Here is a 14,814-nt window from a genome sequence, read left to right as displayed (position 1 = left end):
CTTGCTGATGAGTGATCAACCCGCCACCGCACTGCTGTCAGAACTCGATTTCGAGGCCGTCTGGGTCGAGACCCCCGAGGCGCTGGCCGCTGCCTGTGCAGAACTGGAAGGCGCCGATTGGCTGGCGTTGGACACCGAATTCATCCGCGAGTCGACCTTCTTCCCGATTCCGGCACTGGTGCAGCTGATGGCCGCCCGTGACGGCGAGCTGCCCGGTGCGGACGGCAAGACGCCGCGCATCTTCCTGATCGACCCCACCGTGGTGCCGGCCAGCGAGGCGCTCAAGCGTCTGCTGGGGGCAGAGGGTCCGCTCAAGCTGCTGCACGCCTGTGGCGAGGACATGGAAGTCTTCCTGCGCTGGGCGGGCGTGGCGCCGACGCCGCTGATCGATACCCAGATCGCCGAAGGCCTGGCCGGCGGCGAAGCCTCGATGGGCTATCAGCGTCTGGTCGAGCGCGTGGTGGGCGTCACCGTGCCCAAGGAAGAGACGCGTTCCAACTGGCTCAAGCGCCCCTTGAGTCAGGCGCAGTGCGATTACGCCGCGCTGGACGTGCTGTTCCTGCCGCAGGTGTGGTCCGAGCAGCGTGATGCATTGCTCGAGCTGGACCGCATGGCGTGGCTTGAAGAGGATTGCCGGGACCCGGGCAGCAGCGGCGGTGCCACGCCGGACCCGGAGTACTGGAAGCGTCATCGCAGCCTGTGGAAACTCTCGCCGCGTGGCCTGGCCGCCTGGCAGGTGCTGTGTGACTGGCGCGAGGAGCAGATTCGTCTGCGCGACGTGCCGCGTTCACGCCTGCTGGCCGATGCGCAGCTGTTCGGGATCTGCGAGCGACTGCCGACCAATCGCTTCGAGCTGGCCAAGGTCGATGGCATGCATCCGCCGCAGATCAAGCGCCACGGGGACACCGTGCTGACGCTGCTCAAGGACGTGGCGATGATCGATGACAGTCAGCTGCCGCGCGTGCCGCCGTCGCCGTTGGCGCCGGAGTGGAAGAACTGCATGAAGCGCCTCAAGCGTGAGGTCAATGCGGTGGCCGAGGCACAGCAGCTCAAGCCTGAGATTCTCGGCAAGCGCCGTGACATGGAAGCGCTGGTGATCGCCGATTACGAGGGCGAGCCGCTGCCCTTGCCGCAGGGCTGGCGCGGTGAGCTGCTGGCCGCGCGCCTGGCCAAGGCGCTCGAGAGCTGACGCTCGCCGCTTTCGTGGGCCAGACTGCAAGGGGCATGCGCGAGGCTCGCGCAGCCTGGCCTGCCAGCAATACAGGCCAGAAACAGGCCAGAAACCGGTAGTGAGCTCTCGGGTCATGCCAGTGACGCGAGAGCCCACTGATGCGCGCAAGCGCTGCAAGATGATGGGTAGCCCGATGACAGACGACAAGATGATCTGCGAGATCTACAAGAGCGCCAAGAAGGACGAGATGTATCTCTACGTCGAGAAGGCGCGTGGACTCAAGGATGTGCCGGAATCCCTGCTGGGCATCTTCGGCACGCCGACACCTTTGATGACACTGCTGATTCGTGCCGACAAGCCGCTGGCGCGCGTTGCCAGCACCACGGTGCTCGAGAAGATTCGCGAGCAGGGCTTCTATCTGCAGATGCCGCCGGCCAAGGAAAATCTCCTCAAGGAGATTGGCGTGACGCCGCCGGAAACGCATTACTGACGCCCTGTCCGGCAGACAAGACCGTACTGATGAAACGACCCTGCTGCCCGGCAGGGCGAGGAGAGCAAGATGAGCGATGTTCCGCAGCCTGACGGCGGAAAGCGTGAGCGTTTCTGGGAGCGCCACGCACTCTCGGAGCTGAATACCGCCGAGTGGGAGGCGCTGTGCGATGGCTGTGGCCAATGCTGCCTGCTCAAGTTCGAGGATGAAGACAGTGGTGATATCGCGGTACTCGATGTCGCCTGTCGCCTGCTGGATGTGCGCAAGGTCAGCTGCCGCGATTATCCCAATCGCGCCACGCGCGTGCCGGGCTGCATCCCGCTGGATGTCGAGACGGTGGGCAAGCTGCGCTGGCTGCCGGAAACCTGCGGCTATCGTCGCCTGAATGAAGGACGTGAGCTGCCCGAATGGCACCCGCTGTTGACCGGGGATGCCAAGAGCGTCAAGCGCGCCGGGGTCTCGGTGTCACGCTTTGCCGTCTCCGAGGTATCGGTACGCCAGCAGGACCTGGAAGACCACATCATCGCGATCATCGATCCCGAGAGCTGAGGCGCGCCGCGGGCGCGTGTCAGATTTCAGGTGGATGCCTTTAGAAAGCGCAGCTCAATGAGCTGCGCTTTCTTGTTTCTGACATTCTGTATCTGGCATTCCGTGCCTGACATTTCGAGTCAGGCATTTCGAGTCAGGCATTCAGTGGCCTTGTATTTGACGCCTCTGACCCTCAGTCACGGCTTGATCTGCTAGATAAGATAATTTGCATAAGCTGATTTGCATGGCCGAGGCGCGTGCACGCACTCGGCCGCGCAATGTCTGGTTGTAAATAAATGAACGTTCATTTATTTTGTGAGGATTCGCTCAAGACCAGATCAGACCAGAACTGAGCTGAACAGACCAGACCAGACCAGAGGCAGACGGGCCATGCGCCATCGTGATGAACACAAGCAGCAGGCGTTGCTGGAAGCCACGCTGCATGAGGTGGCCGAGCATGGTTTTGCCGTGACCTCCGTGGCGCGCATCGCACGTGCCGCCGGCATGTCGCCCGGCACGCTCTATCTCTACTACCGCGACAAGGATGACCTGCTGGAGGCGACCTTTCGTGAGGTCAGCCGGCGCATCATCGCGGTCGCCATCGAGGCCTTCCAGGCCGAGCCGGCAGAGGCATTCGAGGCCGAGCCGTCACCGCTGTCGCCGGCCGCCCAGCAGCTGAAGTCGGCACTGTGTCGGGTGTGGAATGCCCTGGTGGCGCTGGGGCGCCGTCAGCCTGCGTTGTTCCTCTTTCACGATCAGTTTCTGCACTCTTCCCATATGCAGGACGCCCTGAGGGTGGCCAATCAGGAGCGCGCCGCGCCCTTGCTGGACGCCTTCGCACAGGGCCAGCAGTCCGGCATCCTCAAGCAGATCGATCTCGCCCTCATCGAGGTGTTCATGTTCCGGTCGATCTACAGCCTGCTGCAGGGCTCCAGTTGCCAGTTGCCGGCCATCAGTGATGCCAGCTTCGACCAGGCCTTCGAGATGGCCTGGGACGCGATCGCGCTTCGCCAGTGAGGGCAGCCAGCCCCGCAGCGCACGCCGGACAGATGACAGATTTTCGCTTGTGCCATTTTATTCCAACGACTCAAGGGCCCGCTGATGAAACTTCGACCTGGTGCCAAGCCACACCTGCGTACTCCTTTCGCCTGGCGGGGAGGCCGCGTCCTTCAGCTGTTCGCCGGACTCGTGCTGGCCCTCGGGCTTGCGGCCTGCAGCGAGGAAGAGGCGCCGCTGGAGAAGCAGAAGGTGCATCCGGTCAAGTTGCTGTCGCTGTCGGATGAAGGCGGCGGTGTCATCCAGCGCTACCCCGGTGTGGTCGAGGCCTCGGAGCGCTCCAACCTGTCGTTCCGCATCGGCGGTGAGCTGCGCGAACTCAAGGTCCAGGCCGGCCAGGAGGTCGAGAAGGGCGAGCTGATCGCGCGCCTGGATGATCGCGATGCCAGAAGTGAGCTCAACAATGCCCGCTCCAGTTTCAATCTGGCGCAGGCGACCTACAAGCGCATGAAGTACTCGGTGGAGAAGGGCGCCATCAGTCGGGCGCGCTTCGATGAGGCGCAGGCCGAATTCCAGTCGGCGCAGGCCCAGTATTCCCAGGCGCAGGACCAGCTCAGCTACACCTATCTCAAGGCGCCCTATGACGGGGTGATCGCGCGCGTGCCGGTGGACAACTATCAGGTGGTCGCCGCCCAGGAAACCATCGCCGTGCTGCAGCAGCCGGGGCAGATCGACGTGATCTTCAACATGCCGGAGCGTCAGGTGCGCGCCATCGATCGTGAGCGTGCCGAGGCCGGACGCCTTGAGGATGCCGCCCTGGCCTGGGTGCGCTTCGGCAGTGGCGAGTCGCGCTACCCGGCCCGTTACAAGGAGCACGACACCAGCGCCAGCGAGGGCTCGCTGAGCTATGAAGTCACCCTGACGCTGCCGGAGCCGCAGGACATCACCGTGCTGTCAGGCATGAGCGCCACCGTGGAGCTGGACATGCAGCAGCTGACGGCGGCGACCCAGGGCCAGTGGCGCGTGCCGATCGAGGCGGTGGTCACCCGGGAGGAAAGCCCGAACCAGGCTGTGGTGTGGCGCTATGTGCCCAAGGGCGGTGACGCCCAGGCGAGCGCACCGATCAACAATGACGCCACCACGGACACCGGCTCAGACGACGGCAAGAATGAGGGCAAGAGCGAGGGCAAGCAGCAGGAAGCTGGCGCCCAGGGTACCGTCGAGGCCGTGCCGGTCACGGTACTGCAGGCCACCGGCGAAGGGCTGGTGATCACGGGAGAACTGAGTGCCGGTGACCGTCTGGTCACGGCGGGCGCCAGTCGCATGGAAGCCGGGGAGCCTGTGCGCCCCTGGGTCAAGGAAGCGGGGCTCTGATCCATGGTCGATTATTTCCTGAGACACAAGGTCATCAGCTGGATGGTCGTGCTGCTGCTATCGGTGGGTGGCGTGACCTCCTTCTTCGGCCTCGGCCAGCTGGAATTTCCCGAGTTCACCATTCGCAACGCGGTGGTGATTACCCAGTATCCGGGCGCGACGCCCAAGCAGGTGGAAGAGGAAGTCACGCTGCCGCTGGAGAAGGCGATCCAGCAGATTCCCAATCTCAAGCGCGTCAGCTCGGTCAACAGCTCCGGTCTTTCCCAGATCACGCTGGAGCTAGAGAGCAGCGTGCGCGAAGGCGAGATGCAGCAGTACTGGGACCTGCTGCGCCGCAAGATCAATGACGCCCAGTCGAGCCTGCCGCCCGGCAGTGGCTCCTCGATCGTCAATGACGACTTCGGCGATGTGTTCGGGCTGCTCTACAACCTGAGCGGCAAGGGCTATTCGGCGCATGATCTCGAGGACCAGGCCGACTTCCTGCAGCGCGAGCTGACGCTGGTGGAGGGGGTCAAGAAGGTCTCCATCGTCGGCGCGCGCAGCGAGCAGGTCATCGTCGCGCTGGATCGTGATCGCATGCAGGCGTTGAACATCTCGCCGGATCAGCTCGCCAACCTGCTCAATGCCCAGAACGTGGTCGGTGACGCCGGGCGTATCCGTCAGAACGGCCTGTCGCTGGAACTGCAGCCAAGTGGCGAGTTCCAGAGCGTGCAGGACCTGGAGCGTCTGGTGGTCGGTCGTCCCGGCAATGGTGGCCTGATTCGTCTCGGCGATATCGCCTCGGTCAGCCGCGAGTACACCGAATCGCCGTCGCGCCTCTATCACACCGATGGTGAGACGGCGCTGTCGCTGGGCATCTCGTTCGCCTCTGGCGTCAATGTGGTCGAGGTCGGTGCGCTGGTCGACAAGCGTCTTGGCGAGCTTGAGTCGCGCATGCCGCTGGGCATGGAGCTGACCACGGTCTATCACCAGCCGCAGGTGGTGGATGAGGCGGTGTCCGGCTTCTTGATCAACCTGGCCGAGGCCGTCGGCATCGTGATTCTGGTGCTGCTGGTATTCATGGGCGTCAAGAGCGGCGTGCTGATGGGGCTGGTGCTGTTGATCACCATTCTCGGCACCTTCGTGATGATGTCGATTCATGGCATCGAGCTGCAGAAGATCTCGCTGGGGGCCTTGATCATCGCGTTGGGCATGCTGGTGGACAACGCCATCGTGGTCACCGAGGGCATGTTGATCGGCCTCAAGCGCGGCAAGACCAAGCGCCAGGCCGCCTTCGAGGTCGTCAACCAGAACCGCATGCCGCTGCTGGGGGCCACGGTGATCGCGATCACCGCCTTCGCGCCCATCGGTCTGTCGCCGGATGCCACCGGCGAGTTCGTCGGGTCATTGTTCTGGGTGCTGTGCTACTCGTTGCTGTTGAGCTGGATCACCGCCCTGACGCTGACACCGTTCTTCTTCGACATGTTCTTCCGCGAAGCGCGGGAGACGGCAGGCAGTGACACGGATGAGAATCAGGAGGAAGACCCCTATCGTGGCGTCATCTTCCGTGGCTTCCGCAGCCTGCTGAGCTGGGCGATTCGCCTGCGCTGGCTGACCCTGGGAGGCGCGGTGGCGTTGCTGGTGGCGGCCGTGATGAGCTTCGGGCAGGTCAAGAATGCCTTCTTCCCGGATGCCTCGACACCGCTGTTCTTCGTCGATATCTGGATGCCGGAAGGCACCGATGTGCTGGCGACGGAAGCGCGCATCGCCGACCTTGAGCAGCAGGTGCTCAAGATGGACAAGGTCAATCATGTCACCAGCGTCACCGGCGGGGGCGCCCAGCGCTTCACGCTGACCTACTCGCCGGAAGACAGCTATGCCAGTTTCGGGCAGCTGATCGTCGAGACCCGGGACCGGGCCAGTCGCGAAGCGCGCATGGAGGAGGTGATACGCCTGGTGCGCGCCGAGTATCCTGAGGTCGAATACAAGGTGCAGGCGTTGCAGGTCGGGCCCTCGGCCAAGGCGAGTCTCGAGGCGCGCCTCTACGGCGAAGACCCCGCAGTGCTGCGTCAGCTGGCGGGCAAGGTGCGTCGCGTCTTCGAGGAGGAGCCGCTGGCCGACAGCATTCGTCTGTCATGGCGCAATCGCGTCAATCGCATCGAGCCCGAATTCCTGGATGATCAGGCGCGGCGCGTCGGCGTGACGCGTGACTCATTGCATCAGGCGCTGCTGATCAACAGCGACGGCGAGAGCGTCGGTGTCTATCGCGAAGGCTCCGAGCTGATCCCGATTCTGCTGCGCGGTGAAGAGCGTCAGCGCTTCGACCTCGATACCCTGGCGAGCCTCAACGTCTGGAGCGATGAGCAGGAGACCTACGTGCCGGCGGGCTCGGTGATGGGGCCGCTCGAGACAGAGCTGCGCGACCCGCTGATCAAGCGTCGCGATCGTCAGCGCATGCTGGCGGTCTACGCAGAGCCGATGCCGCTGTCCGGCGAAACGGCCGCCAGCGTGCTGGGGCGTATCCGTCCCAAGATCGAGGCCATCGAGCTGCCCGAGGGCTATCACCTGGAGTGGGGCGGCGAGTACGAAACCTCATCCGAGGCTCAGGAGGCGCTGTTCTCCTCGCTGCCGATGGGGCTGCTGGGCATGTTCGTGATTACGGTGCTGCTGTTCTCCAACCTGCGTCAGGCGCTGGCCATCTGGTCGATCGTGCCGCTGACGCTGATCGGTATCGTCAGTGGTCTGATCGTGTTCGGCGCGCCGTTCACCTTCATGGCGCTGCTCGGCACCTTGAGTCTGATCGGCATGGTGCTCAAGAACGCCATCGTGCTGGTCGAGGAGATCAACGTGCAGCTCGATGAGCAGGAGGATCGCTTCCAGGCGGTGGTGCAGGCGGCCGTCAGTCGTGTGCGCCCGGTGTCGATGGCGGCCATCACCACCATGCTGGGCATGATTCCGCTGTTCCCGGATGCCTTCTTCTCGAGCATGGCGGTGGTGATCGTGTTCGGGCTGGGCGTGGCGACCCTGCTGACGCTGGTGGTGCTGCCGGTGGCGTACTGCGCCTTCTTCCGCATCCCGACCGGCAACAACTCCATGAAGACATCCTGATGTGATGATCCTGATGTGATGAGAATGCGGTAATCTTGGTCTGCGCAGTCGCGGCCACCCACACCATGACGCCCGATGACAGTGCCTTTGTCATCGGGCGTCATGGTGTGGTTCGTGCTCGCTATCCTGCGTGAGGGGCATCGCCGCAAGCCCCTTTCCGTTACACTATGCGCCGCCGGTTGCGAGTTGCCCGGTCGCAAGTGTTGCGTCAGTCGAATCCTATCGAGTCGTGAGGTGTGCCTTGGTCGAACCCCTGAGTGCCTGGTGGGGGCAACAGCTGGTGTTGTGCGGTTGGGGTTTCAGTGCAGCGCCGGAAACGGTGTGGACACCGGCCCAGGCGTGCGCGCGTCTGAAGGCCCAGGAAGTCCCGGATGCGGGCGAGTTGGGATGGCGTCTGCTGGAGGCCTTCCCCAATGACACCCCGGACCCGCTGCACCAGCTGGAGGCGCTGGAGTTGCTGGCGCTGGCACGTACCGCCGGCTGGCTGTCAGAGGCGCGCACGCGTGCCTGGTTGATACGCCTGCTCACGGCGATCGGCGGGCGTTTCACCTCGCTGGATGACTGGCTCAAGGCCCTGGCCCATTCGCGCAGCGATGCGGGCTGGACGCGAGGCGATGATGGCTTCTTCGAGGCCAGCCTCGCGCTGTCCCAGTTGGAGCATGAAGACGCCGGCGTCACCTGGCCGCGTCTGCAGGAGGCGCTGGAGGCACAGCCTCCGGTGGCGGTTACGCAGCTCTGGCCTCAGGGCGAGCGCGACCGGGTCTGGATGGCGCGCGCCATCTTCTCGCCGTGGCTCGGCGGTCAGACATTGACCACCGATGACAGCGGCCCGCACGAAGACGGTGCCAGCGGTTTTGACGCCGCGGCGCACTGGCCGGACGTCACGCGCTGGCTGGCCGAGACCTGGGCGATCACCGGGCGTGATGAGCTGATTCGACTGTTGCTGTGGCTGGCCTCGCAGGGGCATCGCTATGGCTGGGACATCGACAGCGCACGCCTGATGACGGCCAGCGACAGCGAGCGTGCCAAGTGGCTGGATGAGCTGGAAGCGGATGCGGCTCAGGAAGAGGCCGAACGCAAGACGGAAGGGCGCAAGGGCGCCCCCGCGCATGCCTCCTCCAGCATCGACGTCGCCGATGGCGGGCTGGAAAAGCCCCCGTCACCGACGGCCTATGGCGAGCTGCTGCTGCAGTATCTCGATCGTGGCGAGCCGTTGGAATTCGCCGCCTGGGACTGGCTGCGTCTGGTCGATCTCGCCTTCGCCGGGCTATGTGCCGGCTGGCTGAGTCGTGAGGAGGGCGAGGACTTCGCCGCCCACGGCATCGACCTGCTGGTGCGCCGCTATGCCGACTGGCAGGGCGTGGCCCGCGCCTATCAGCGCGGTCGCAGTCTGTTCGAGGGTGTCGATCTGACCCGCGACACCGAGAGTGACTGGCGTCCGCTGATGGCATCGCCGCTGACGCCGCTGCGTTGCGAGCTGCATGCGCTGCTGCCTGCCGCCCAGCGTGAGCGCTGCCGCACGGCGATTCGTGCGTGGCGCAATGACAGCCGCCACTGGGTGCTGGCCATCGCCAGTATCCGCGAGCCGGACCTGCTCTATCGCCAGGGCCTTGTCGCCGAGGTCGATACGGCGCGCCGCGAAGAGGCACGCCAATATCTCAACGAGACGCTGGCGCTGGACACCCGCGATGGCGTGCAGGGCATGGCGCGCTTCTGGCTGCCGGCGCAGGCGCATCATCTCAACCAGCTGGCCGCCGATGCCGCGCGTGGTGCCTTGCCCGACCCCCAGACGCCCTTCGGGCGTGCCGATGCCGTCGAGCTGGAACGCCGACAGCGTCTGGCCGTCTGTCATCGCTATCCCGCCAGTGTGGTGATGGCCGAGAAGTACGCCTTCTATCTGTTGATGGTGCAGGACAGCGGTGATTTCCCGGCCGATGAGCTGGCCCAGTGTGCCGAGCGCCTGCGCAGTGCCCTGTGCCGCTACTATCCGGACGCCATGCGTCTGCTGGAAGCCTGGGCGGTGTGGGAATCCGCGGTGCCGGAACTCGAGGATCATCCGCTGGTCAACGAGATCCGCTGGCATCTCGATGACCCCGGCAGCCTGTTCCATTGGCTCGACTGGCGCGCCAGCGACTGGCAGGAGCCGGGGCTGCGCCCGAGTCTGGATCGCTTCACGGCGCTGGCGCTGAGCGGTCCGCTCAATACGCCGTGCTGGGGCGAGCCGATGGTCGAGTACGGGCGGGGCGTCGAGGAACTCAGCGGCTGGCTCGAAGGCCATTATGGCCTCGCCAATGCCGAGGCGCTCAAGGGCTTCCTCGACTTCCTGCGCGATGCCGGTGATCGGGACGAATACCAGATCAATTACGGCCCCTACACCCTCAATCGCGCCCGCCTCGACAATGAGATCGACGTGCTGGAAAGCGCCGAGCGCGGCGATGATGAGCAGGTGCATCTGGACCGTCTGCGTCGCGTCAGGGACAACGAGGCGCGTTGCAACGAGCTGGACATGGCGGCGTGGGACATCGCCCAGATGGTGGATCTTGCGATTGCCGGGCGACAGCTGGGCTGGCTGGACGATGCGACCTTCACCGCCTATCTGGACAGCGCCTATGCGATGGCGCGTGATCACTACGGCAGCTGGAAGGAATATGCCCGAGGGCTGTTCGCCGGCTATGCCTTCTTCATGGGCGACACCGACCAGCGTGACAGCTTCCTGCGCGGCTTCCGCGATGCGCTCATCCAGTGGTTGACGGCGGCGCCACCGCTGGCAGGTGCCTGGTCAAGTCTCGATTTTCCGGGCGCGCGCCCGGGGCATTGGCCGGCGTTGCATCTGGATGTGCTGAGCGGAGACGCTCGCACGTTGCACTGAGCGGGATTCAATTCAGGTTGGGTGAGCGGCAGAGGGCACTTTCTCTGATGCTTTGGTCTAACTTGTGCGGCAATGGCATACGGTTTGCGGAAACATGAACTACTATCCTGCGAACGACTCGAGTTTGTCATCTGACTGTCGTCATCGTGTTGCAAGGTGTGCTGCTGCCTGATCCGGCCCACCTTGTCAGATAGTCGCCGTGTTATCCCTGATCGATCAACGATCATCGTCATGCATCAATGGTTATCGCCGTCCGCAAGCGCTGCTCACCTTCACCCTTCCAGCGCCGGGCCCACGACGAGGAATGCTGGATGCGCCACGCGTTATTATGCTGTTTTCTGATCCTGCCACTGGGTGTGGCAGGCTGTGCCAGTCACTCAACACCGTCCAATGATGTAGCCTACTACGATGTGGACCTGCCGGAACTGCCGAAGCTCAAGCGCTATCGCCAGTCCGCGTCCCAGCCGGCCGCCGAGTCGCAGGACTTTGCCATGTCAGGGCCGAGCATCCGCGATGTCCTGCTGGAGGAGCATGACCGCTGGGCCGGGACGCCCTATCGTCTGGGGGGCACCAACACCCGCGGCATCGATTGCTCCGCCCTGATGCAGCATGTCTTCAGTGATGGCTTCGGTATTGATCTGCCGCGCACCACCACCGACCAGGTGAAGCGTGGCAAGCGCATCGACAAGTCGCAGCTCAAGCCGGGTGATCTGGTCTTCTTCCGTCCCTCACGCCGCTACAACCATGTGGGTGTCTACGTCGGCAACGGCTACTTCCTGCATGCCTCCACCTCGCGAGGCGTGAAGCTGTCACGGCTCGACAACGTCTATTGGTCCCAGCACTACTGGCAGTCGCGTCGCCCGATGCCCTACGAGGCCATGCAGATGAAGCTGGCCATGCGCAGCCAGTGAGCCGATCACGCTTGGCACTGAAACAGACAAGCTCTTGAAGAGACAAGTACCTTCCCCGACAACACCCGGCCCTGGCCGGGTGTTGTCGTTTGTGAGCCCCGGCAAATGTCAGCCACTGCTCAGGAAGGAGGCTCCAGTGCAATGCTGCGGGCCTGATCATCAGCGCTCAAGGCATCCGGGGCGGGCCTCCCGGCTGCCGAGTGTTCAATGACGAAATCGACCAGCGCCTGCTCGGCGCGTGACAGGCCGCGCTCGCGGCGCCAGGCGAGTGACAGCTCAAGCCAGGCGGGCTCATCGAAGGAGACGGCGGTCAGGTTGCTCTCTTCACGGTCGTCCTCGACCACACGCTTGAGGAAGGTGGTGATCCCGAAGCCGCGCGCGACGATCGCCTTGTTGAGGGCGATCAGGTTCGATTCGAAGGCGATGCTCGGCGCGAGACCATGCTGGCTGGCCAGGCGCTCGATGAAGTCGCGATGGAAGTAGCCACGCTTGAAGACCACCAGCTCCTCGGCGAAGAACTCCCCGACGCTGATCTGCGCGCGGGCGGCCAGCGGATGATCGTTCGCCAGGCAGACCACCATTTCCTCGCTCAGGAAGTGGCGTCGAATCAGGCCGTGGGTGTCGGTGCCGAGCTGATCCTCGACGATGACGCCCAGGTCCAGCTCGGCATTGTCGATCATCCGGCGCAGGCTCAGGGTGCCGCCCTCGATCACGCTGAGCTTGATGTCGGGATAGCGTGCCTTGAATGCCATCAACAGCGGCGGGAAGTAGTAGGAGCCGAGCATCGAGGAGACGCCGATGCGCACCTCGCCCTTGACCAGCCCCTCGAGCTCCGCCATCGCCAGTGCCGCGCGCTGTGCCTGTTGCAGCAGGGGCCGGGCATGCTCGAGCAGCGTATCGCCGGCCGGTGTCAGGCGCAGACCGCGTGAGCCCCTGACCAGCAGTTGCGTGCCCAGCCGGCTTTCGAGCCCGGCGATCGACTGGCTGACCGCTGACTGGGCCAGGCTGAGTGACTGAGCGGCAGTGGTGAAGCTCTGGTGCTCGACGACACTGACGAAAATCTCCAGTGCACGCAGATCGAAGGGCAGTTTCATCGCGGGGTCCTGTTGATCGCGAGGTCCTTTTCGTCGCGGAGTCCTTTATCAGCGCAGCTTCCTCTCGGCGCAGTTTGCGACATCCCTGTGTCGCCACGGCCATCAGCTTTGCTGATGGCCAGTATCATGTCGAGCTATTTTACTGATGCGAGCGCGCGGCGCAGACTGGCGCCATCCCCATGCTTGATTGAGTGCAGGTACCTGATGGCTTCATCGCTTTCCGCGTCTTCTTCCCCCGATTCCGCCGCCTCGGTCTCTACCGCGCAGTCCGAGCTGCCCGAGCCGCTCAAGGCGCGCGGGCGAGACTGGCGGCGCATGACCCAGGCACTGTGTCTGGGCTCCTTCGTGGTCTTCATCAACCTCTATCTGGTGCAACCGCTGCTGCCGCTGCTGGCGACAGATCTGGGCCTGAGCTCGCTGCAGGCGAGTCTGTCCCTGTCGGTGAGCACCCTGACGCTGGCTCTGGCATTGCTGGTGTTCGGCCCGCTGTCCGATGCGCTGGGGCGGCGGCGTATCCTGCTGTGGACCCTGGCTGGCGGGGTGGCCTGTTCAGGGCTGGCACTGTTCGCCGAGGGCTTCTGGTCGCTGCTGGCGGTGCGCGCACTGCAGGGCTTTCTGCTCGGCGGCCTGCCGGCGGTGGCAGTGGCGTACATGAGTGACGAGATGGAGCAACCCGCCTTGATGATGGCGGTGGGGCTCTACATCAGTGCCAATTCGCTGGGCGGCATTTCGGGGCGGGTCGCGGGGGGCGTGATAGCGGAGCACTGGGGCTGGCAGGCCAGCTTCGCCGCCATCGGCGGCGTCAGCCTGTTGGTGCTGGGGGCGTTATGGCAGCTGCTGCCGCGCCAGAGACGCTTCGTCGCCCAGCCGCTCAAGCTGAGCAGCATGCTGGCAGGCTTGGGTCGCCATCTGCGCAACCCTCGGCTGTGGCCGGTGTTCCTGCTCGGCGGGCTGAATTTCTTCATCTTCGTCAATCTCTACAGCTACATGACCTTCCGGCTGAGTGAGGCGCCCTGGTCGCTCAGCAGTCAATGGCTGGGGCTGTTGTTCCTGACCTATCTGGCGGGCACCTTCGGCGCCTCCCAGTCCGGCCGGCTGGCACGGCGCCTGGTGCCGGGAGGTGCGGCTGAGGACGGTGAGGCCGCGCTGGCGATCGCTCAGCGACGCGGTCAGGCGCTGACCATGATGCTGGGCACCGGCATCGTGATGCTCGGCACGCTGCTGACGCTGAGTCACTCGCTGATCGGCATGCTGATCGGCCTGAGCCTGAATGCCTTCGGCTTCTTCCTCGCGCATGCCACTGCCTCGGCCTGGGTCGGACGCAATGCCGAAGGCGCGCGGGCCAGTGCCAGTGCGCTGTATCTGACCGCCTACTATCTGGGCGCGAGTCTCGGTGGCTTCTGGCTGGAACCCTTCTGGCAGGCTGCCGGCTGGCCCGGGGTGGTGGCGGCCAGCGTACTGGTGCTGGCGGTGACCTTCTCGCTGGCGATCCTGTGCTGGCGCCGGGCCACCACGCAGTATTGAGCCTGAGAGCAGCACAGACTTAGGGCCCTCTACGACAACGGCTCGCCAGATGGCGAGCCGTTGTCGTTCAGAGGGCCTGGAGGGCGAGATCAGTGTGCGGGCGCGTCGTCACCCCAGATCTCCTCCAGACGATCATCGCGGCCACAGCCGGCGCGGTAGAAGCGATAACGCACCGGATTCTTCTTGTAGAAGTCCTGATGGTAGTCCTCGGCCGCATACCAGGGCCCTGCCGCCTCGATCTCGGTGGCGATCCCTTCGGGGAACCTGTCCTTCAGCGCATCGCGACTGGCTTCTGCCGCGTCTCGCTGGGCCTCATCGAGGGGGTAGATGCCGCTGCGGTACTGGGTGCCGGCATCACAGAACTGGCGGTCCACCGCGACCGGGTCGATGTTGTGCCAGAAGACCTCCAGCAGGGTGTCGTAGCTGACCTTTTCCGGCTCATAGACCACCTTGACCGCTTCGGTGTGCCCGGTGCCGCCTGAGGAGACCTGCTTGTAGGTCGGGTTGTCCTGTTCGCCGGCGGTATAGCCGGAGGTGGTCGAGATCACACCGTCAAGCTTGTCGAAGGGGCCTTCCATGCACCAGAAGCAGCCACCGGCGAAGATGGCGACTTCCTGGCCCTGAGCGACACCTTCGGCGACGCCCTTGGGCGCTGTCTGCGGGTCGAAGGCATGGGCGTGGCCGACAAGCAGCAGGCCGCCGAGCAGGCTTGCCAGTGGCGTGAGACGTCTGAGCGCAGGGAAGGGGATTCGCGTGTATCGGGTCATGGT

The 14,814-nt window shown here is 64.5% G+C and carries 11 protein-coding genes; 9 read left to right on the top strand and 2 right to left on the bottom strand.

Annotated elements, in window-relative coordinates; all coding sequences use genetic code 11:
• The first annotated feature begins 7 nt into the window (after positions 1-7).
• The 8 genes from rnd (at position 8) to HA399_RS13625 (ending at position 11,426) form a co-directional block, all read left to right on the top strand.
• Positions 8-1,189: a ribonuclease D gene (rnd, locus tag HA399_RS13660; protein ID WP_404325274.1), complete on the top strand. Its 1,182-nt coding sequence runs from the start codon at positions 8-10 to the stop codon at positions 1,187-1,189.
• Positions 1,190-1,304: 115 nt separating this feature from the next.
• Complete coding sequence (locus tag HA399_RS13655; RefSeq protein ID WP_404325273.1) at positions 1,305-1,661, top strand: YcgL domain-containing protein; 357 nt, start codon at positions 1,305-1,307, stop codon at positions 1,659-1,661.
• A 69-nt stretch (positions 1,662-1,730) separates the two neighbouring features.
• Positions 1,731-2,210, top strand: coding sequence for a YcgN family cysteine cluster protein (locus HA399_RS13650; protein ID WP_054555633.1), 480 nt, complete (start codon positions 1,731-1,733; stop codon positions 2,208-2,210).
• 369 nt (positions 2,211-2,579) lie between these two features.
• On the top strand, positions 2,580-3,206 hold the full coding sequence (locus tag HA399_RS13645) for a TetR/AcrR family transcriptional regulator (RefSeq protein WP_404325272.1): 627 nt from the start codon (positions 2,580-2,582) through the stop codon (positions 3,204-3,206).
• Between the two features lie 84 nt (positions 3,207-3,290).
• Positions 3,291-4,559 carry an efflux RND transporter periplasmic adaptor subunit gene (locus HA399_RS13640; RefSeq protein WP_404325271.1) on the top strand — a complete coding sequence of 423 codons (1,269 nt, stop codon included), beginning with the start codon at positions 3,291-3,293 and terminating at the stop codon, positions 4,557-4,559.
• A 3-nt stretch (positions 4,560-4,562) separates the two neighbouring features.
• Positions 4,563-7,646, top strand: a complete 3,084-nt coding sequence (locus HA399_RS13635) for an efflux RND transporter permease subunit (protein WP_404325269.1) — start codon at positions 4,563-4,565, stop codon at positions 7,644-7,646.
• Positions 7,647-7,887: 241 nt separating this feature from the next.
• Entirely contained in the window at positions 7,888-10,515 is a 2,628-nt protein-coding gene (locus tag HA399_RS13630; protein ID WP_404325268.1) for a YbeU/YbeR family protein, read from the top strand.
• A 311-nt stretch (positions 10,516-10,826) separates the two neighbouring features.
• Positions 10,827-11,426 carry a C40 family peptidase gene (locus HA399_RS13625; protein WP_213114414.1) on the top strand — a complete coding sequence of 200 codons (600 nt, stop codon included), beginning with the start codon at positions 10,827-10,829 and terminating at the stop codon, positions 11,424-11,426.
• Positions 11,427-11,545: 119 nt separating this feature from the next.
• On the opposite strand, the gene HA399_RS13620 is transcribed toward HA399_RS13625, so the two are convergent.
• Positions 11,546-12,520 (bottom strand): LysR family transcriptional regulator, encoded by a 975-nt coding sequence (locus HA399_RS13620; protein ID WP_404325267.1) that lies wholly within the window; start codon positions 12,518-12,520, stop codon positions 11,546-11,548.
• A gap of 204 nt (positions 12,521-12,724) precedes the next feature.
• Here HA399_RS13620 and HA399_RS13615 point away from each other — a divergent pair, with 204 nt between their 5' ends.
• Positions 12,725-14,044, top strand: a complete 1,320-nt coding sequence (locus HA399_RS13615) for an MFS transporter (protein WP_404325266.1) — start codon at positions 12,725-12,727, stop codon at positions 14,042-14,044.
• An 89-nt stretch (positions 14,045-14,133) separates the two neighbouring features.
• Here HA399_RS13615 and msrA read toward each other — a convergent pair whose 3' ends face one another.
• Positions 14,134-14,811: a peptide-methionine (S)-S-oxide reductase MsrA gene (gene msrA, locus HA399_RS13610; protein ID WP_404325265.1), complete on the bottom strand. Its 678-nt coding sequence runs from the start codon at positions 14,809-14,811 to the stop codon at positions 14,134-14,136.
• Positions 14,812-14,814 lie beyond the last annotated feature (3 nt).

It is taken from the genome of Cobetia sp. UIB-001 (genome assembly GCF_044789135.1).
Taxonomy (GTDB): Bacteria; Pseudomonadota; Gammaproteobacteria; order Pseudomonadales; family Halomonadaceae; genus Cobetia; species Cobetia amphilecti.
Note: the sequence above shows the minus strand (reverse complement) of the source record. Positions and strands in the feature narration are given on the sequence as shown.

What these genes read in the sequence shown, in the direction of transcription:
- rnd (WP_404325274.1), top strand. Translation starts at nt 8, where the DNA reads ATGAGTGATCAACCCGCCACCGCACTGCTGTCAGAACTCGATTTCGAG.
- HA399_RS13655 (WP_404325273.1), top strand. Translation starts at nt 1,305, where the DNA reads ATGCCAGTGACGCGAGAGCCCACTGATGCGCGCAAGCGCTGCAAGATG.
- HA399_RS13650 (WP_054555633.1), top strand. Translation starts at nt 1,731, where the DNA reads ATGAGCGATGTTCCGCAGCCTGACGGCGGAAAGCGTGAGCGTTTCTGG.
- HA399_RS13645 (WP_404325272.1), top strand. Translation starts at nt 2,580, where the DNA reads ATGCGCCATCGTGATGAACACAAGCAGCAGGCGTTGCTGGAAGCCACG.
- HA399_RS13640 (WP_404325271.1), top strand. Translation starts at nt 3,291, where the DNA reads ATGAAACTTCGACCTGGTGCCAAGCCACACCTGCGTACTCCTTTCGCC.
- HA399_RS13635 (WP_404325269.1), top strand. Translation starts at nt 4,563, where the DNA reads ATGGTCGATTATTTCCTGAGACACAAGGTCATCAGCTGGATGGTCGTG.
- HA399_RS13625 (WP_213114414.1), top strand. Translation starts at nt 10,827, where the DNA reads ATGCGCCACGCGTTATTATGCTGTTTTCTGATCCTGCCACTGGGTGTG.
- HA399_RS13620 (WP_404325267.1), bottom strand. Translation starts at nt 12,520, where the DNA reads ATGAAACTGCCCTTCGATCTGCGTGCACTGGAGATTTTCGTCAGTGTC.
- HA399_RS13615 (WP_404325266.1), top strand. Translation starts at nt 12,725, where the DNA reads ATGGCTTCATCGCTTTCCGCGTCTTCTTCCCCCGATTCCGCCGCCTCG.
- msrA (WP_404325265.1), bottom strand. Translation starts at nt 14,811, where the DNA reads ATGACCCGATACACGCGAATCCCCTTCCCTGCGCTCAGACGTCTCACG.